Annotated in this window: 17 protein-coding genes and 1 tRNA gene; 10 read left to right on the top strand and 8 right to left on the bottom strand. The window is 61.8% G+C overall.

Annotated elements, in window-relative coordinates; translation table 11 throughout:
* Positions 1-111: 111 nt before the first annotated feature.
* The 10 genes from CPI83_RS13730 to CPI83_RS13775 all read left to right on the top strand — a co-directional run bounded on the left by CPI83_RS13730 (position 112) and on the right by CPI83_RS13775 (position 10,005).
* Entirely contained in the window at positions 112-1,872 is a 1,761-nt protein-coding gene (locus CPI83_RS13730) for a CTP synthase (protein WP_003946139.1), read from the top strand.
* A gap of 6 nt (positions 1,873-1,878) precedes the next feature.
* Positions 1,879-2,511, top strand: coding sequence for an NUDIX hydrolase (locus CPI83_RS13735; protein ID WP_020907867.1), 633 nt, complete (start codon positions 1,879-1,881; stop codon positions 2,509-2,511).
* A 1-nt stretch (position 2,512) separates the two neighbouring features.
* The gene (xerD, locus tag CPI83_RS13740) at positions 2,513-3,436 is read left to right on the top strand and encodes a site-specific tyrosine recombinase XerD (RefSeq protein WP_092763928.1); all 924 of its coding nucleotides are present in this window, start codon (positions 2,513-2,515) and stop codon (positions 3,434-3,436) included.
* Positions 3,437-3,579: 143 nt separating this feature from the next.
* The gene (locus CPI83_RS13745; protein WP_020969711.1) at positions 3,580-4,593 is read left to right on the top strand and encodes a ParA family protein; all 1,014 of its coding nucleotides are present in this window, start codon (positions 3,580-3,582) and stop codon (positions 4,591-4,593) included.
* A gap of 50 nt (positions 4,594-4,643) precedes the next feature.
* Entirely contained in the window at positions 4,644-5,465 is an 822-nt protein-coding gene (locus CPI83_RS13750; RefSeq protein ID WP_046379919.1) for a segregation/condensation protein A, read from the top strand.
* A complete protein-coding gene (scpB, locus tag CPI83_RS13755) occupies positions 5,462-6,190 on the top strand; it encodes an SMC-Scp complex subunit ScpB (protein ID WP_092763929.1) in 729 nt (242 codons plus the stop codon). Before CPI83_RS13750 ends, scpB begins: the two co-directional genes overlap by 4 nt.
* A gap of 77 nt (positions 6,191-6,267) precedes the next feature.
* The gene (locus tag CPI83_RS13760) at positions 6,268-7,713 is read left to right on the top strand and encodes a pseudouridine synthase (RefSeq protein WP_080910933.1); all 1,446 of its coding nucleotides are present in this window, start codon (positions 6,268-6,270) and stop codon (positions 7,711-7,713) included.
* Between the two features lie 11 nt (positions 7,714-7,724).
* The gene (cmk, locus tag CPI83_RS13765) at positions 7,725-8,405 is read left to right on the top strand and encodes a (d)CMP kinase (protein ID WP_175470297.1); all 681 of its coding nucleotides are present in this window, start codon (positions 7,725-7,727) and stop codon (positions 8,403-8,405) included.
* A complete protein-coding gene (gene der, locus CPI83_RS13770; RefSeq protein ID WP_019748583.1) occupies positions 8,402-9,829 on the top strand; it encodes a ribosome biogenesis GTPase Der in 1,428 nt (475 codons plus the stop codon). The genes cmk and der overlap by 4 nt, the downstream gene beginning before the upstream one ends.
* A gap of 102 nt (positions 9,830-9,931) precedes the next feature.
* Positions 9,932-10,005 (top strand) — tRNA-Pro (locus tag CPI83_RS13775).
* 60 nt (positions 10,006-10,065) lie between these two features.
* On the opposite strand, the gene CPI83_RS31000 is transcribed toward CPI83_RS13775, so the two are convergent.
* From CPI83_RS31000 to CPI83_RS13830, 8 genes are all read right to left on the bottom strand, one after another.
* Entirely contained in the window at positions 10,066-10,227 is a 162-nt protein-coding gene (locus CPI83_RS31000; RefSeq protein WP_198586352.1) for a hypothetical protein, read from the bottom strand.
* A 219-nt stretch (positions 10,228-10,446) separates the two neighbouring features.
* Positions 10,447-10,872: a hypothetical protein gene (locus CPI83_RS13785; RefSeq protein WP_092763933.1), complete on the bottom strand. Its 426-nt coding sequence runs from the start codon at positions 10,870-10,872 to the stop codon at positions 10,447-10,449.
* Between the two features lie 1,166 nt (positions 10,873-12,038).
* Complete coding sequence (locus CPI83_RS13800) at positions 12,039-13,115, bottom strand: hypothetical protein (protein ID WP_041815006.1); 1,077 nt, start codon at positions 13,113-13,115, stop codon at positions 12,039-12,041.
* Between the two features lie 654 nt (positions 13,116-13,769).
* The gene (locus CPI83_RS13810; RefSeq protein ID WP_020907856.1) at positions 13,770-14,111 is read right to left on the bottom strand and encodes a hypothetical protein; all 342 of its coding nucleotides are present in this window, start codon (positions 14,109-14,111) and stop codon (positions 13,770-13,772) included.
* 35 nt (positions 14,112-14,146) lie between these two features.
* Positions 14,147-14,827 carry a hypothetical protein gene (locus tag CPI83_RS13815; RefSeq protein WP_041686197.1) on the bottom strand — a complete coding sequence of 227 codons (681 nt, stop codon included), beginning with the start codon at positions 14,825-14,827 and terminating at the stop codon, positions 14,147-14,149.
* Positions 14,828-14,993: 166 nt separating this feature from the next.
* Positions 14,994-15,878 carry a hypothetical protein gene (locus CPI83_RS13820; RefSeq protein ID WP_020907854.1) on the bottom strand — a complete coding sequence of 295 codons (885 nt, stop codon included), beginning with the start codon at positions 15,876-15,878 and terminating at the stop codon, positions 14,994-14,996.
* Between the two features lie 65 nt (positions 15,879-15,943).
* Positions 15,944-16,804 (bottom strand): ABC transporter permease, encoded by an 861-nt coding sequence (locus tag CPI83_RS13825; RefSeq protein ID WP_041815005.1) that lies wholly within the window; start codon positions 16,802-16,804, stop codon positions 15,944-15,946.
* Complete coding sequence (locus tag CPI83_RS13830) at positions 16,801-17,763, bottom strand: ABC transporter permease (protein WP_157920617.1); 963 nt, start codon at positions 17,761-17,763, stop codon at positions 16,801-16,803. The genes CPI83_RS13825 and CPI83_RS13830 overlap by 4 nt, the downstream gene beginning before the upstream one ends.
* Positions 17,764-17,801 lie beyond the last annotated feature (38 nt).

The raw sequence follows: 17,801 nt of genomic DNA on the forward strand, positions 1-17,801 counted from the left end.
GCGCGTTGTAGGCACCGACCCCCGATAGGTGTTACCGTGAAATCCCGTGGGTCGGCAGGCCCCAGCATGCTTCATCAGACCAAGCCCTGCACAGTCGTCACGGGAGCCCCTTTGCCACAGTCACGCACTAACACGCGTACCGCCACCAAGCACATCTTCGTCAGCGGAGGTGTAGCTTCCTCGCTCGGCAAAGGTTTGACCGCCTCGAGCCTGGGACAGTTGTTGACCGCGCGGGGAATGCGCGTGACCATGCAGAAGCTCGATCCCTATCTCAATGTGGATCCGGGCACCATGAACCCCTTCCAGCACGGCGAGGTTTTCGTCACCGAAGACGGTGCCGAGACCGACCTCGACGTCGGGCACTACGAGCGGTTCCTCGACCGTGACCTATCCGGTCAGGCGAACGTCACCACCGGCCAGGTGTACTCGACGGTCATCGCCAAGGAACGCCGCGGCGAGTACCTCGGTGACACCGTTCAGGTCATCCCGCACATCACCGATGAGATCAAGCGTCGCATCCTCGAGATGAGCGGCCCCGATCTGCAGGGACACCGCCCGGATGTCGTGATCACCGAAATCGGTGGAACCGTCGGCGACATCGAATCGCAGCCCTTCCTCGAAGCCGCTCGCCAGGTCCGCCACGACGTCGGCCGCGACAACGTCTTCTTCCTGCACGTCTCCCTCGTGCCGTACCTCGGCCCCTCCGGAGAACTCAAGACCAAGCCCACGCAGCACTCGGTTGCGTCGTTGCGTAGCATCGGCATTCAGCCCGACGCGCTGATCCTTCGTTGCGATCGTGACGTTCCGCAGGGCCTCAAGAACAAGATCGCGCTGATGTGCGACGTGGACGTCGACGCCTGCATCTCGACGCCCGACGCTCCCTCGATCTACGACATCCCGAAGGTTCTGCACCGTGAGGGCCTCGACGCCTACGTCGTTCGCCAGCTCGGTCTCCCGTTCCGCGACGTCGACTGGACCGTGTGGGGCAACCTCCTCGATCGTGTTCACCAGCCGCGTGAGACCGTGCGTGTCGCGTTGGTCGGCAAGTACGTCGACCTGCCCGACGCATACCTCTCCGTCACCGAGGCACTGCGCGCCGGTGGATTTGCCAACCGGTCGAAGGTCGAGATCTCCTGGGTCCCGTCGGACGCCTGTGAGACCGAAGCCGGAGCGCAGGCCGCTCTCGGTGACGTCGACGGTGTTCTGATCCCGGGCGGCTTCGGCATCCGCGGCATCGAGGGCAAGCTCGGCGCGATCCGTTTCGCACGTTCACGCAAGCTGCCGCTGCTGGGTCTGTGCCTGGGTCTGCAGTGCGTCGTCATCGAAGCTGCTCGCAGCGTCGGCCTCGACGATGCCAACTCGGCCGAGTTCGAGCCGGACACCAAGCACCCGGTCATCTCCACGATGGCTGATCAGGAAGACGTCATCGCCGGTGACGCCGACCTCGGTGGCACAATGCGTCTGGGTGCTTACCCGGCCGTGCTGACCAAGGGTTCCGTCGTCGCTCAGGCCTACGGAACCGAGGACGTCTCCGAGCGTCACCGTCACCGCTACGAGGTCAACAACACGTACCGCGACCGGATTGCCAAGTCCGGCTTGCAGTTCAGCGGAACCTCGCCGGACGGTCACCTGGTCGAGTTCGTCGAGTACCCGCGTGAGCAGCATCCGTTCTTCGTTGCCACCCAGGCACACCCGGAGCTCAAGAGCCGCCCGACGCGCCCGCACCCGCTGTTCGCCGCCTTCGTCGAAGCAGCGTTGACGTACAAGCTCGAAGAGCGCCTGCCCGTCGACGTCCACGGTGACGAGAAGATCGACACCGCTGCCACCGAGACAGCGCTCGACGCTGCAGTCGAGAACGTGGAAAAGGTCTAGCCACAGATGAGCGATCCCGGTCGGCACGAATTCGACACCCTCGGCTCCAAGACGGTCTACACCGGCGCGATCATCGCGTTGCGCGTCGACACCGTTGCGATGCCTGGTGGTCAGCGTGCCGATCGGGAAGTCGTCGAACACCACGGCGCCGTTGCCGTCGTGGCACTGGACGAGCACGACAACCTGGTGCTGATTCACCAGTACCGTCACCCGCTCGGGCACCGGTTGTGGGAAATCCCTGCCGGTCTGCTCGACGCTGCGGGGGAGAGCCCGGTCGAGGCGGCGGCGCGTGAGCTGGGCGAAGAAACCGGACTCGGCGCCGATCGATGGTCGGTGCTGGTCGATGTAGCTCTCTCACCCGGGTTCACGGACGAGGCGGTTCGCGTCTTCCTCGCCGAGGGGCTGCACGAGGTGGAGCGCGACGATCCCGAACACGAAGAAGCCGATCTCGAGATTTCGCGAGTTCCGCTCGCCGACGCCGTCGACATGGCGCTGCGCGGTGACATCGTCAATGCCACCGCGGTATCGGGCATTCTCGCGATCGCTACCGCACGCTCGACGGGAAAGCCGCTGCGCCCCGCCGACGCACCGTGGCCCGATCGTCCTCGCGCATTCGGAGAACGCAAGTCGCGAGCCTGAAGTGCTTGCCCGACAGGTGGACTCGTATCTCGACCATCTAGCGGTCGAGCGAGGATCTGCGCGCAACACTCTGCTTTCGTATCGCCGCGACCTGAATCGGTACGCGGAGTATTTGAACGGGCGCGGCATCGACGACGTTGCGGGCGTGACGGAGAACGACGTCACCGAATTCGTGACTCATCTGCGCCTGGGTGACAAAGATGCCGGAGTCGTACCGTTGGCGGCCAGTTCGGCAGCGAGGACCCTGATCGCGGTCCGCGGATTCCACAAGTTTTCCGCCGCCGAGGGCCTGGTCGGTGTCGATGTGGCTCGAACGGTCAAGCCGCCGACGCCCGGACGCAAGCTGCCCAAGGCTCTGCCGCTCGACGACGTGATCGCCCTACTCGACGCTTCGGGTGGCGGTGCGGCCGGTGACGGGCCCCGCGACCTGAGGGATCGCGCTCTGCTCGAGCTTCTGTACTCGACCGGAGCACGCATCACCGAGGCGATCGATCTGGACGTCGACGACATCGACACCGAAACCCGTTCCGTGCTGCTCAAGGGCAAGGGCGGCAAGCAGCGGATCGTCCCCGTCGGCAGGCCGGCGATCTCCGCCGTCGACGCGTATCTCGTCCGCGGGCGCCCCAGCCTGGCGACGCGTGGTGTTCCTGCCCTGTTTCTCAACGCTCGCGGGGGACGCCTCTCGCGTCAGAGTGCATGGCAGATTCTTCAGGACGCGGCCGCGTCGGCCGGGATCAAGGCGGACGTCTCACCCCATACGCTCAGGCACTCGTTTGCCACACACCTGCTCGACGGCGGCGCGGACGTACGTGTCGTGCAGGAACTTCTCGGTCACGCTTCGGTAACCACGACGCAGATCTACACACTGGTCACCGTCACAGCGCTGCGCGAAGTGTGGGCTCAGGCACACCCACGCGCCCGTTAGGCGTTGGTTGGCTCATGCGTGTCTGCGAGACCATTCGGTGATGTAAGCGGTAGCGTTCAAGGAGCGCGAGCGGCCTCCACCGCAGTTTCGGAGGTTTGCCGGCGCCGAGAGCAACCGCCGAAAGAGTAGGGGAGCATCGGACCGTGTCGACATCGCAGCCACCAGCGGCGGAGTCCGCGCCGCCGCATGTCAATGCCCAACTCTTCGAGCGCGTGAACGAATCAGCACCAGCTGTACCCTCCGAACCAGAGGCGATGTTCGAAATAGATACGACGCCAGTAGCCTCTCCACCTGCGGAAACCCCTGCTGTTTCCACGGAAGAACTCGGTCCGACGGGCCGGCCGGTCCGCGAGGTACCTCAACCGACACCGTTGGCGCACCACGGACCCGCGATGATCATCGCGATGTGCAACCAGAAGGGCGGCGTCGGCAAGACGACGTCGACGATCAACCTGGGCGCGTCGTTGGCCGAATACGGTCGCCGAGTGCTCTTGGTGGATCTCGATCCCCAAGGAGCGTTGTCTGCTGGTCTGGGCGTTCAGCATCACGACCTGGAACTGACCGTCCACAATCTCCTGGTCGAACCGCGTGTGTCCATCGACGACGTGTTGATGCGCACTCGGGTGGACGGTCTGGACCTGCTCCCCAGCAACATCGACCTTTCGGCCGCCGAGATTCAATTGGTCACCGAGGTCGGGCGTGAGCAGACTTTGGGGCGCGTGTTGCACCCGGTTCTCGATCGGTACGACTACGTGCTCATCGACTGCCAGCCGTCGCTTGGTCTGCTCACCGTCAATGCGCTGGCGTGCGCCGATTCGGTCATCATTCCGATGGAATGCGAGTACTTCAGCCTGCGCGGCCTGGCACTTCTCAACGACACCGTCGAAAAAGTGCACGACCGTCTCAATCCGAAGCTCGAGTTGGCCGGCATCGTCGTCACGATGTTCGACGCCCGGACCCTGCACGCTCGGGAGGTGATGGCGCGAGTGGTCGAGGTGTTCGGCGACGTCGTCTACGACACGGTGATCAACCGCACCGTTCGATTCCCCGAAACCAGCGTCGCCGGTGAGCCGATCACGACGTGGGCGCCGAAATCGGCTGGCGCCGAGGCATATCGAGCCTTGGCCCGCGAGGTCATTCACCGGTCTGGTCGTTAGTGGAACTGATTGCATCGCAAGAAGATCCGGTCGAAGTCGAGCCGGATTCGATCGATCCGAACGTCCCGACCGACGCTCAGACCGCAGCCAAGGCTGCCGGTTTCCGAGTCACTCTCCGGAACTTCGAAGGCCCGTTCGATCTGCTGTTGAACCTGATCAATCAACGGCAGCTCGACGTCACCGAAGTCGCCCTTCACACCGTCACGGACGATTTCATCGCGTACACCAAGGAACTCGGCAGTGCGATGGGCCTTGATCAGACGACGGAATTCCTGGTCGTCGCAGCTACGCTTCTGGATCTGAAAGCGGCCAGGTTGTTGCCCGCCGGGCAGGTCGAGGACGCGGAGGATCTGGCGCTTCTCGAAGCACGTGATCTTCTCTTCGCGAGACTGCTGCAGTACCGGGCGTACAAACAGGTTGCGGCGCTGTTCGGTGAGTTGGAGGAAGCAGCGCTGCGGCGCTATCCGCGCTCTGTTGCCGTCGAGGATCAGTTCACCGAACTCCTGCCCGAGGTGTTGTTGGGCGTCGACCCTCAGCGTTTTGCGGAGATCGCGGCGACGGTGTTCACACCGCGTCCGGTGCCGACAGTGGGCCTCGATCACCTCCATGTGTCCAATATCTCGATACCCGAACAGGCCGAGCGAATTCTCGAGTTGCTGCGCGAGCGAGGCATCGGGGAGTGGACACCATTCGGGGACCTTGTTGCCGAGTGCGAAATCACTGTCGAGATAGTGGCAAGGTTTCTCGCATTGCTCGAGCTGTATCGCCGGCAGGTCATCGTGTTCGAGCAACCCGAGGCCCTCGGACCGCTGATGGTGAGTTGGACCGGAGACGACCCGGCCGCGCCGGTCACAGAGGAGGACTACGGATGAATGCCGAACCGACGGAATCAGAGTCTTCGCAGCTAGACGAGATTATCGAACCTACCGACGACGCCTCGGAGTCCGAAGAGTCTGCACACGATTTCGACCTCGACGACGATCAACTCGACGCAGTGCTGGAGTCGCTTCTGCTTGTCGTGGATTCGCCGGCCGAAGTGAACCAACTCGCATCTGTCACCGGAACCGCACCGGAGCGCGTCGAAGAACGCCTGACGTCGATGTCGGCCGCATTGACCGCTCGCGGCAGCGGAATGGACCTTCGCTACGCGGGCGACGGATGGCGTCTGTACACGCGACAAGAGTTTGCCCCGTACGTGGAAAAGCTGCTATTGGACGGCGCACGCACCAAATTGACCAGGGCGGCATTGGAAACTTTGGCCGTAGTCGCATACCGTCAACCGTTGACTCGTGCGCGGATCAGTGCGGTACGAGGCGTCAACGTGGACGGGGTGGTACGCACCCTCCTTGCCCGCGGACTGATCGCGGAAGCCGGGCCTGACCCGGACACCAACGCGACACGGTACTCCACGACCGAACTGTTCCTCGAACGGCTCGGGCTGGCCTCGCTCAGCGAGCTCCCGGAGTTGGCCCCGCTCTTGCCTGATGTCGATCTCATCGACGACATCAGCGAAAGCCTGGAATCCGATCCGCGATTTGCGAGAATGAACAAGGCAGACGTGCCCACTGAGGTAGTGGACACCGAAGTCGACGACTGACCGGAATTCCGGCCGTCGTCAGCACCGAGAAAGACCCGACCACGCTCGGGAAACAGTAGAAAACTGACAGGAAAAAAGTGAACAATCCCGCTCGCCGAGATGGCACACCGGACCGTAACAACTCCCGCGACAACCGCGGCGCACGCAGCGATGCCCCCCGTGGTGGTCGCAGCGACGCCCCCCGCGGCGCACGTAGCGAAGCGCCCCGTGGTGGACGCAGCAACACTTCCCGCAGTACCTCCGGATACGACCGCAACGCCGGATCCGACCGTCCCCGCACGGACGACCGTCGCGGTGGATTCAATGATGACCGTCGCCCGCCGCGCAGCGATGACCGTCGCCCGCCGCGCAGCGACGACCGTCGCCCTCCGCGCAGTGACGACCGTCGCCCCGCACGTACGGACGACCGCCGCGGCGGTTACAACGACGATCGTCGCGGACCGCGCACTGACGACCGCCGCGGACCCCGCAGCGACGACCGCCGTACCCCCCACGTAGACGCCCGTCGGGCACCGCGCGGTGGCGCCGACCGTCGTAGTGACGATCAGCGCGGCGCACGCCCCGACGCTCCTCGCGGCGGCGCATGGTCGAACGCACCTCGTGGATCCAAGTTCGACGGACCTCCGCGCAAGCGCCCGGCAGCTCCCACACCGCCGGCGACCAACAAGCGTGGCAAGCCGAAGACCGAGAAGCCGCAGCGCGTGGTCTCTCAGAACCCGTTGGTGTCCAACGCCAAGCCGGCACGTCATCAGCACGCCGAGATCACCAAGCACGACGGCCCGCCGAAGGGCGACGGCGTCCGCTTGCAGAAGGTACTGGCTCAGGCCGGCGTCGCATCACGCCGTGCAGCTGAAGAACTGATCGACCAGGGTCGCGTCGAGGTCGACGGCCGCATCGTGGTCGAGCAGGGTCTGCGTGTCGACCCCGAGAACGCAGTGGTTCGTGTCGACGGCGTCCGCGTCGTCGTGCAGAAGGACCTCGTCTACCTCGCGATGAACAAGCCGCGTGGCTGGCAGTGCACCATGTCCGACGATCTCGGTCGTCCGTGCGTCGGTGACATCGTCTCCGAGCGCGTTCAGTCGGGTCAGCGGCTCTTCCACGTCGGCCGTCTCGACGCCGACACTGAAGGCTTGCTCCTCTTCACCAACGACGGCGACTTGGCTCACCGCCTGATGCACCCGTCGTTCGAGGTTCCGAAGACGTACCTCGCCACGGTTCACGGCGTTGTCGAGCGCAGCACCGGCAAGCAGCTGCGTGACGGTGTCACTCTCGATGACGGTCCGGCCAAGGTGGACGCGTTCACCGTGCTCGAGATCAACGAGGGCAAGACGCTCGTCAAGCTCGTACTGCACGAGGGCCGTAAGCACATCGTGCGTCGCCTCCTCGATGCAGTCGGTCACCCCGTTGTCCGTCTGGTTCGCACCAACGTCGGAGTTGTCGCTCTCGGCGATCAGCGTCCGGGAACGCAGCGCGTCCTCGGTCGTAGCGAGGTCGGTGGACTGTACGAGGCGGTCGGCCTGTGACCGATTCGTCCATGCCGCTGGTAGTCGCTATGGACGGACCGTCCGGAACCGGCAAGTCCAGCGTCTCTCGCGCGTTGGCGCAGCGTTTGGGCGCTCGCTACCTCGACACCGGAGCCATCTACCGGATCGCGACCCTGCACGTGCTGCGTCAGCGAATCGATCTGGCTGATTCCGCCGCGATCACCGCTGCCGTTGCGGCATTGCCGTGGTCCATCGGTACCGATCCAAGCAGTGAGCAGGTGCATCTCGACGGCGCGGACGTCAGTGAGGAGATCCGCGGCGACGCGGTCACCAAGGCTGTCTCCGCGGTCTCGGCTGTGCCCGAGGTTCGCGACCTGCTGGTCGCCACTCAGCGTGAGTTGGCGGCCGGTGCGGAGCGGATCGTCGTGGAAGGTCGCGACATCGGAACCGTCGTACTCCCCGATGCAGACGTCAAGATCTTCTTGACCGCGTCGGCGGAAACCCGTGCAGCACGGCGCAATACGCAGAACGTCGGCCAAGGCCGTGAAGACAATTACGAAGCGGTGCTGGCTGATGTGCAGCGCCGTGACCATCTCGATTCGACTCGGGCAGTGTCGCCGTTGCGCCCTGCCGAGGATTCCATCCTGGTGGATACGAGCGAATTGGGAATTGAAGATGTGATCGCCAAGTTGCTGTTGGTGGTCAGCGACAGAACTGGAGCAGTGCAGTGAGCGACGATCTGGTAACCGAATATGCCGGTGACGGAACTTGGTCCGAGGAATCGGAGTGGGATTACGCCGATCTCGAAGCGGACGGCGAAGGCGAAGCGCACATTGCCGTCCCGACCTTGGCTGTTGTCGGTCGACCGAATGTCGGCAAGTCGACGCTCGTCAACCGCATCATCGGCCGTCGTGAAGCGGTAGTCGAGGACATCCCCGGCGTTACCCGTGACCGCGTCTCGTACGAGGCGAACTGGGCCGGACGACGCTTCCTCGTCCAGGACACCGGCGGATGGGAACCCGACGCAAAGGGTCTTCAGCAGGCCGTTGCCCGCCAGGCCGAATTGGCCATGGGAACGGCTGACGCCATTCTCCTGGTCGTCGACGCCGTTGTCGGCGCTACGACGACGGACGAAGCTGTCGCTCGAGTGCTTCGCCGCTCGAAGACTCCGGTCATCCTCGTTGCCAACAAGGTGGACGACGGACGCACCGAGTCCGAGGTTGCAGCGCTGTGGTCCTTGGGTCTTGGTCAGCCGTACTCCGTGAGTGCGACGCACGGGCGCGGCACCGGCGACCTGCTCGACGAGGTTCTGGAGAAGCTTCCGGAAACCCCGCGTGAAGGTATCCCCGGCGGCGGTCCGCGTCGTGTTGCGCTGGTCGGAAAGCCGAACGTCGGAAAGTCCAGCTTGCTCAACAAGCTGTCCGGTGACGAGCGGTCCGTCGTGCACAATGTTGCCGGCACCACCGTCGACCCGGTCGACTCCATCGTCGAACTCGGCGGGCGCCCTTGGCGTTTCGTCGACACGGCTGGTCTGCGCAAGCGCGTCAGCCATGCCAGCGGCGCGGAGTTCTATGCGTCGCTGCGTACGAAGAGCGCGATCGAGGCTGCTGAGGTCGCGATCCTGCTGATCGACGCACACGAGCCGATCACCGAGCAGGACCTCCGTGTTCTGAGCATGGTGGCCGACACGGGTCGTGCACTGGTGATCGCGTTCAACAAGTGGGACCTCGTGGACGAGGACCGTCGACTCATGCTGGACAAGGAAGTGGACCGCGATCTGGTCCGCGTTCCGTGGGCTCAGCGAGTCAACATCTCCGCCCACACCGGTCGCGCCGTGGCGAAGCTCGTCCCTGCGCTCGACACGGCACTCGAATCCTGGGACAAGCGCATCCCCACGGGTCGCCTGAACACCTGGCTCAAGGAAGTTGTGGCGGCCACACCGCCGCCGATGCGTGGTGGTCGCCTGCCTCGCATCATGTTCGCGACTCAGGCAAGCACACGCCCGCCGACATTCGTTCTCTTCACCACAGGCTTCCTCGAGGCCGGCTACCGCCGCTTCATCGAGCGGCGTCTGCGTGAAGAGTTCAACTTCGACGGCAGCCCGATCCGCGTATCCGTACGAGTGCGCGAGAAGCGTGACCGTAAGGGCCGCTGATTCTGCGTCCAAATCGGTACCGAAAAGGCTCTGACCAGCCGATTGGTACTTCGGCCCGTCCCTGATGTAATCTTTCCAAGCGCCCGAAACAAGGGCGTGGGACGGGCTGTGGCGCAGCTTGGTAGCGCACTTGACTGGGGGTCAAGTGGTCGCAGGTTCAAATCCTGTCAGCCCGACCGAAGTAAGATCAAAAAGGCAGTTTCTCAGAAATGAGAAACTGCCTTTTTGTATGTGCCTCACAGGTTCGGCAACGGATCTCGTGGGAAGTCCTGCGGTGACGTGAGCTCCGCGTCGGCAGCATTCACGACTGCAACATATTCTTCGTCGATCTCGTACGTAATGCCCGCCGCAGTGAAGTGCGGTGTGGATGCAGTATCGACCGGGCCGAGAACGGTCATCCTCGGAAACCGTGTAAGGACCGTCCGCGGCACTTTTCTGGACCGAAAGCTCGTGGAGAACACGGTGATCGCCTTTCGGCTCACCACGGCAAACACACTCGGTTTCGCGCTCATCAGAACGTCTGCTGGAAATACGTCCCGGATCTCGTCATCTGGATCCAGGTAAGACCGAAGGCGCTCGCGAACATCCGCAGAAACCGGCATGCGCGGGAGGCTAGCTCAGTTTCGCTGACTGAGGCGAATATTGTGGACGGCAACGGTTGCTCCGAAGAGCACGATCAGAATGGCGGTAAAGATTGCTGCCAACCACCACGGCGCCGAACCTGCTGTATTCAGCCAGATGGCCAGTGCACCGAATATCGTAGTCGGAATGCCGACAGCACGAGACAGGTCGACGTTCCTCGGATTGACCGGCGGTGTTCTCCACCAATGAAGGCGATGTTCTCGATTCTCACGCAGCATTCGCAGGATGGACCAGACAGTAAGCGGCAGACCAATCGCGAGGATGACCATCCCGCCAATGATCGCCAAAGTGGACCCGTCTCGGAAGTACGTCACGGCAGCGCCCACAACACCTGCAAAACCGATGGCCGTGAATACTTTCCACGCCGGGGTTATGGACTGGCCATGCGGTTGTGTTGCCATGCAAGCACCCTTCCACAAAACATGCTCGAAAACTTCAAGCCTGTTGCGGCCGTCGATTGTGCATCAGAGTGACAGTCAAACTCGGCAGGCAGTTAACTATTCCGAGTACAGCGACTGCGATACCCGCCCTCAAAAGAGGTGCTGTCTCCCAATAGTTGTCAACGACGCGGAATGTCCCGATCAGGCTCAAAACCCAACCTGCGAGTTGCGCACGCCGAACATGGTGTGCCGCTCGCGATGAGGACGGTCCCACCGCGAGAGGTATTCTCCACCCGTAGTTTCCGTGAGCTGCGAGGCGAGCGCCGTAGACATGGGCAGCAGTAGCAAGAATCAGTGCGCCCAATGCGATCAACGTCGTTGGTCCCTTCTTCGATTACCGTCGACGTTATCGCTCCTTCGTGCATTTTGGGTTGCAACCGATTTCTGCGCCGGCGCACAATTTTCCCTACTGGCATGATCTCTTCGTATGACGGGGATTCGGATCGCGTGGGTTGTACTAGCGGTTGCCACCGGGATCTTAGGATCCGCGACGGCACAGTGGCCGCTGTACGAGATCACCGATTGCGAAATAGGTCTAGGCCCGCTCAGTTCTGCTGATTGCTACCGCTCGATTCATGACTATTTCGGGCGGGAGCTCTTCTTGGTGCTGGCGTTGCCGGTGGCTCTGTGCGTCATTCCAGCCGTGATTCCGCGACCATTAGTTTCCTGGATCGTCTCGGCGACAATGCTCTGCGCTGCAGTAGTGGGTTTCTTTACCGCTTTCAGCTCGGATATGCCTTCTCTGCTCTCGATGGTGGGGAGCCTCCCTGCGGCAGTGCTGGCATTGGTACTTGCCGCAGTGCATCAGGGGATCGCATTGCGCAACAAGGGCGGGCTTCGGTGCGGGCTAGGCGCGGAGTGACGCAATAGGTCGGAACTCGGGATTCAATGTCCGCGGGCCAGGAATTTTGCGTTGCTCGAGCGAGATCTTTGATATTGGAAGGTCTTGGCGAAGACATGTGGCCGCGCCTCCATCTCCCGTTAAGCTCGAGCGCTACTACCCGTCGCCACTCAACTCCGCATTGGTAGATCTATGCGCGGTGGGGTTCAGTCGGCGGAGGTGCCCTTCAAGTGCAATTGATTCTGACACGAGGCTGTGGTGCTGAGTCCACATGCGCAATACGTTGTTAGGTAGAGTGGCGCGAAATTGTTGCTTGTTTCGCTGCGGCGAATTCCGCTTCGTCGAGTATTCCCTGATGGTGGAGGTTGGCGAGGTTTTGGAGTTCTCCCGCTAGACCTATCGGCGGTGCGGTGGTGATCGAACTCGGAGTGTGCTGCACATTGATCGTAGGACGCTTGTAGTCGATGATCTTCTTCTGCAGGTCGGTTAGGCGCGGAAGGGCTATTCTGTGTTGCGCTTTGGGGAGGGGGAGGCAGTTTGAAAGAGTGAATGGACTGGCACCGGCCTTGTTTGGGCCCGCGCCAGCAGACCTCCAGTAGTCGTGGTTCGAAGTTCCCTGATAGCTCGGCGTCAGTACTTCGAGAACGCCAGTCATCATCCCGCTGTTGTATTCGATGTTGGTGATGTCGGAGTATGGGAAGGACGTAACTCGACCACCACCCATCGACCCCGTCATAAAGCCGGCCATACCACCGACTTTCGCGACGATGAGACGGTCTTCGAACGCAGCAAGGAATCCAGCGGAACCAGCGTTGATTACGAACCAGGGCAATTCGTCTGGGGTTGTGTGTTCGTCGATGGTTCGCCACGCGACTTCCTTGAGCGGTGCTCCAATGATTTCCACTTCGGATCGGCCGACGTCACGTGCGCGCGCAGATTCGGTTGTGGCCATGCTTCGCGTTATGAGGATCTCACGCATTCCGGGAGGAAAACCCGCTGACGCGAGATGATGGACATAGTGACAGACGAAGTCGACGTCCGCGTCATTGATTGCGCCAAACTGAAGCGTTTGCTGTCCGAGATCTGTGACGTGAAGGTGTTTGCCGGTCATCTTCTTGACGATTTCGAAGCGGGCGATGTTGTCTGCCTCCACGGACACTCGAGGTCCGGCCGTGGCGACATCGATGCTGCTGAAAGCCATGACGCGGGCATTCGTAATTGCCAATCCCTCCAGCGTAGGCCTGACTTGATTCGTCTTGGCCAAGGCCCAAATCTCTTCGCCTGGAAAGAGTTGTCCTCGAATGCTTGTCGCCCACTTCTCGGCAACTTTTTCCTTCAGCTTGGGGGCGTGTTGGGGTGCCAAAGTATGTTCCTTCGTCAAGGGCTGAATGCCGTTGAGTGGCTGATGCTTCAGTTGAGTACTTTATCGCCGCAACGGTCGGTAATGTTTCTCGCTCAGAAACCACTCAGGCTAAAGCCGTCGATCTCCGAACTCGGACTGCGACGCTTTGAAGTACTTTGGACGTGCACTCGCGGATGTTGGTCAACTGTCGGTGAGCGGTGATGAACGCGTGTTTCGAATGCGGCGCAGTGTGATCAATTTATGATCGGTCGCTTATCAAGTCAATGCTTGGTCGCTTCGAGTGTCGCCTCGTAGTACATGCGTCATGACAGACCAAAGCACTTCCAACTCCGAGTCTGTGGGATGCTGGTGACACTAACGAAGCGCAGCAGATTTCCGAATCGGACTTCCCAGAAGTCTAACCACTTCGGAATCGCGCTCGGCGACCCAGTTGTCAGCACAGCTCAGGTACACCTCACGCTTCGTTTGCTCCCGTTCGCCCCTTGTGCTCGCCGGAAAGTAATGGGTGAGCTCCGCGGGCTGCGGGCGACCACCGTCGACAACTTCGTCCTCGTCTTTGGAGTTGTGGCAGCGAAGGATCAGGTAGTGAATGACCGGTGTGACGTGTCGTTCGAGTCCGAACATCCCACTGGCGCATGCCTCGTTGCGGCTTTTTCAGTCGGGGCTGAAGAACAGTTCCATCGAGATCCAGAACCACGCCACCATTGCAGCGACCGGAAGGAACGCAAACACCAATGGCATCGCGAATTGCCGGCCGGTGCGACTGGGAATAGTCATAAGTCCGAGCAAGACGAACACGGCGGCAGGCGCCGCCCAACTTATCCAGTAGGTGAGCGGTGGTGGGTTGGGCCCGAACGACGTGAACGAACGGTTCGGATACAGCTGCGGCTGCGGGACATCCGCGAAGTGTTGCCACAGGAGTACCAATGGCAGGTAGCCGAACAGCCCCAGTAGGAGGCCGACGACGAGTCCCGCGAAGATTCGTTCGCCCCTCATCTCAACGCACCCGTCCGAATCAATCGTCCCACTGCCTATGCGACTTCTGGTAAGTCACGAGGCTGAATCCGTAGAGCCCACGCCCGGGCCGCAACGAACGTCATGGCCAATACGAGAACCACCAGCAGTACGACCGCGATCCAGGTGGGAGCGGCGGTGGAAAAGCCCAGCCTCCACGCAGTACCGACACCTACAGTCGTCGCCGCCAACGCCCCGACCGGAAGCATCGCCGCCACCGCCTGCGCCGTGCGCGTAGTAAGTCGATCCCCGGCAGCGCGAAGAACTCCGAACACGGCGGCGACCGCCAGACCGTAGGCCAGGAAACCGCTGACGGCATAAACCAGGAGCGGGGACCATCCGATGTCAACCGACCTGGTGAATGCCATGCTGATCAAGACCAACAGGGGCGTCAACCCAAGCGTGACTCCCACGAGGCCTGCCACCACAGTTCGAAGCATTCGATTGTCCTGACCTCCGGAGATTCGCACACCCGCGAGGTGGAGTACGAGCCCGGTCAGCGCGCCCAGAACGGCGCCGATCACCGCAGCCTCGATGGGCCAGGCCCATTGCGATTCACCCGCGAAGCCCGAGATTGTCGTGCCACCCGAAAAGAGGGTGATCGTGGCCGACGCCTGTGACGATCCTTGTGTCAGCGCCGCCGTGACGATGGCAACGGTCGCACCGAACAAAGCAAACCCGAGTGCCTGTTTCCACATCAAGCCATCTTGACCCATCCTGCGCGAGGATTCGGCACAACGGCAGTCTCATTCGGATGACGACCCGCTGCGCAGGTTCGGGGCTCAGTCGAATTTCGGTGAACGGGCTGGTGGTGATGCCCTCGTCGTATCACCACCAGCCACGTTCGACACTCACCTCTTGCTGTCACGCACGCAATCGGCGACGCGCTGCCAGAGCTGCCGGGAATCCGAGATCTGCATCGATCACTTCACCGGAGAGACGTTCCGAGATTTCGAGGAGTCGACTGCATCCGGTTTCACCGATCGCTTCGTACGGGTACGACCCCAGCACATCAGTCTGATGCTCAACCCTCTGCCGGCGATCACGACCCACCTCGTTCAGGTGAAGCTCGGGACCGTCTTCGAGCCATCCACGCGCCCGCACACTGGCGACGCCTTCCGCCCACTGATCGTTGTCCCATGCCCGGCTCATTTGCAGAGCAGCAGCAGGAACATCACCGGTTGCGGCGTGGACTACCAACGCTTCGACACCGTTGAGTCCTTCGGTGTGAAGAAGTGCGACATGAGAATCTCCGCGAAACTCCCGGAGCAAGGATTGGGCATGCCACAACACGAGATGAGGCTCATCAGGCCACGGCAATGATGCGTGCCCACCGAACAGGGGTCGCCCTTGTGGTCTGTTGCAGGCGCGTTCCGCGGCTCGACGTGCGAGTTCGGCAGCTTCGCGAACTTCGGTGCCGTCGACATGTTCTCCCCAGGCCTTGCGCAGCGAACGGTCGACAGCGTCGAGTCGAGCGGTGAGGATCTGTTCGGGGGTGGCGATTGTCCAGGCTTCCGGCAGCACCGCGTATACCAGTGCTGGGTTGAAGTTGAAGAACGTAGCGATGGTGACTTCAGCCGCTACTGCGCCCATGGGCGCAGACCGCGAAGCGAAGTAACCCATTCGAGGGTGTGTAAAGCCCAGTGCGGCATATGCTTCCGCGCCGAAAGGGGTGAAGTAGATCATGCCGTGTATCGGTTCGGCTCCACGGAAGACGCGGCGCGCGGTTTCTGGTGCGATCGAGGTCATCGATATTCCTTCATGCTGGTGGTGTGGTCTTCGAACAGTCGAGTCGGATGGTTGTTCTACGCCAGCTATCTCCCTCTGACATACATGCGGTCCCGGACGGCATCACCCACTCGGTAGACGGCCAGGACGACCAATGAAATCAGAATGCCGGAGGGGAGAATCTGTTGTGGTGCACTCAAGATGTGCAGGTACGCATCGGATAAGTCACCGCCCCAACTCGGAGTGGGGGGCTGTATTCCCAACCCCAGGAATGAGAGTGCCGCCTGCGCGAGAAAAGTCAGGCCGGTGAGCACGGTCACCTGAACGACAACCGGCCCGATTGCGTGCGGAAGAAGATGACGCAGGAGCACTACGTGCGGAGGGCATCCTGAGAGTCGCGCGCTCAGAACGAAGTCTCGGTTCCTCGTTTCGCTGACCCCGGCAGCCAGAATTCTTGCAATTGTGGGTGCATAGACGACTCCGAGCGCGGACATCGACGTGATCAGGCTCGGCCCCAGAACACCGGTAATAGCCACTGCGAGAACCAAACCTGGGAATGCCAGCAATGCATCCGCCACCCGGAGGAGTGACGCGCCGATCCAGCGTGGCCAATATCCGGCGATCAACCCCCACGGAATTCCCAACAGCAGACTGACGGCGACAGCGATCGCGACGCCGAAGAAGGCGGAGCGTCCTCCCCAGATCAATCGACTGAGCACGTCACGACCGAAGCCGTCAGTGCCAAGCAGGTGCTGTGCACTCGGACCGGCGAACGTGTTGGTCAGGTTCTGATCGGTCGGACTGTGCGGAGCCACGAACGAGGCCAAGACGGACGCCGCTATCAGCGTTCCGAGAAAGCAGTAGCTGAGCCATAATCCGGGGTGCAGTCGAGGGAGAGCCCACTTGGCGCGGGTCTCGCCTGCGGTGGTCAGCGCGAGTTGGCTCACGAGATCGTTCCCTTCCTTAATTGTGGGCTGATCATGTTGTTGGCGACGTCGACCAGGATGTTCACGAGAAGCACGATCACGACGAACAACAACACAATGCCTTGAAGCATCGGATAATCTCGCGTGTCGATCGCAATGACGAGAGCGCTCCCGAGGCCCGGCAGCACGAAGATCTGCTCGAGAATGACCGTCGCACCCAGCATCGCCACGGCGAGCAATCCATAGACAGTGACAATCGTGGGAACGATGTTTCGTAGCGCGTAGCGCCACACGATCTTCCGCTCGTCGATGCCCATCGCACGCGCAGTTCGTACGTAGTCACTTGACAGTGTCTCGATCATCGCAGCCCTGGTCTGCCGAACCGCAATCGATGCTGCGCCGGCAGCGAGCGCCGTTGCTGGTAGGACCAAATGGCTCAGGTTGTCGATCACACTGTTCTCGAGAGGAACCCAGCCGAGCACCGGTAGAACTCCCAAACCGAGGGCGAAGACATCGACCAGCACGATAGCGAGGAAGAAGTCCGGTACCGCGAGTCCGATCCCCGAAACCGTGCGAGTCAGACCATCGCTGCGTCGTCCCTGCCGCGTCGCGGTCCACACACCGAGCGGTATGGCGACGACGGCGGACAGTAACAGTGCGAGTACAACGAGCTCGGCGCTCGCCGGCAGGCGCGCAAGGATCTGTGGGCCGACGGGGGCGCTGTTCTGTAGCGACGTTCCCAGATCTCCGTGCAGAGCCGACACCACCCAGTTCCAGTACTGGACCAGCAGAGGTTGATTCAATCCGAGGCGCTCGTTGAGTGCCGCGATCGCTTCATCGCTGCCGTTCGGACCGAGAAGTGCCTCGGCTGGTCCACCGGGGATTATCCGGATAAGGGCAAAGGTTATGAAACTAGCGATAATCGCGGTAGGAATTATCTGTGCGAACCGGACGCCGATCATCCGTATGTAAGGATTCACCGGCGATCGGTGAGGGTTTCGGGTCGGAACGCTCTCAG

Source organism: Rhodococcus sp. H-CA8f (genome assembly GCF_002501585.1).
GTDB classification, from domain to species: domain Bacteria; phylum Actinomycetota; class Actinomycetes; order Mycobacteriales; family Mycobacteriaceae; genus Rhodococcus_F; species Rhodococcus_F erythropolis.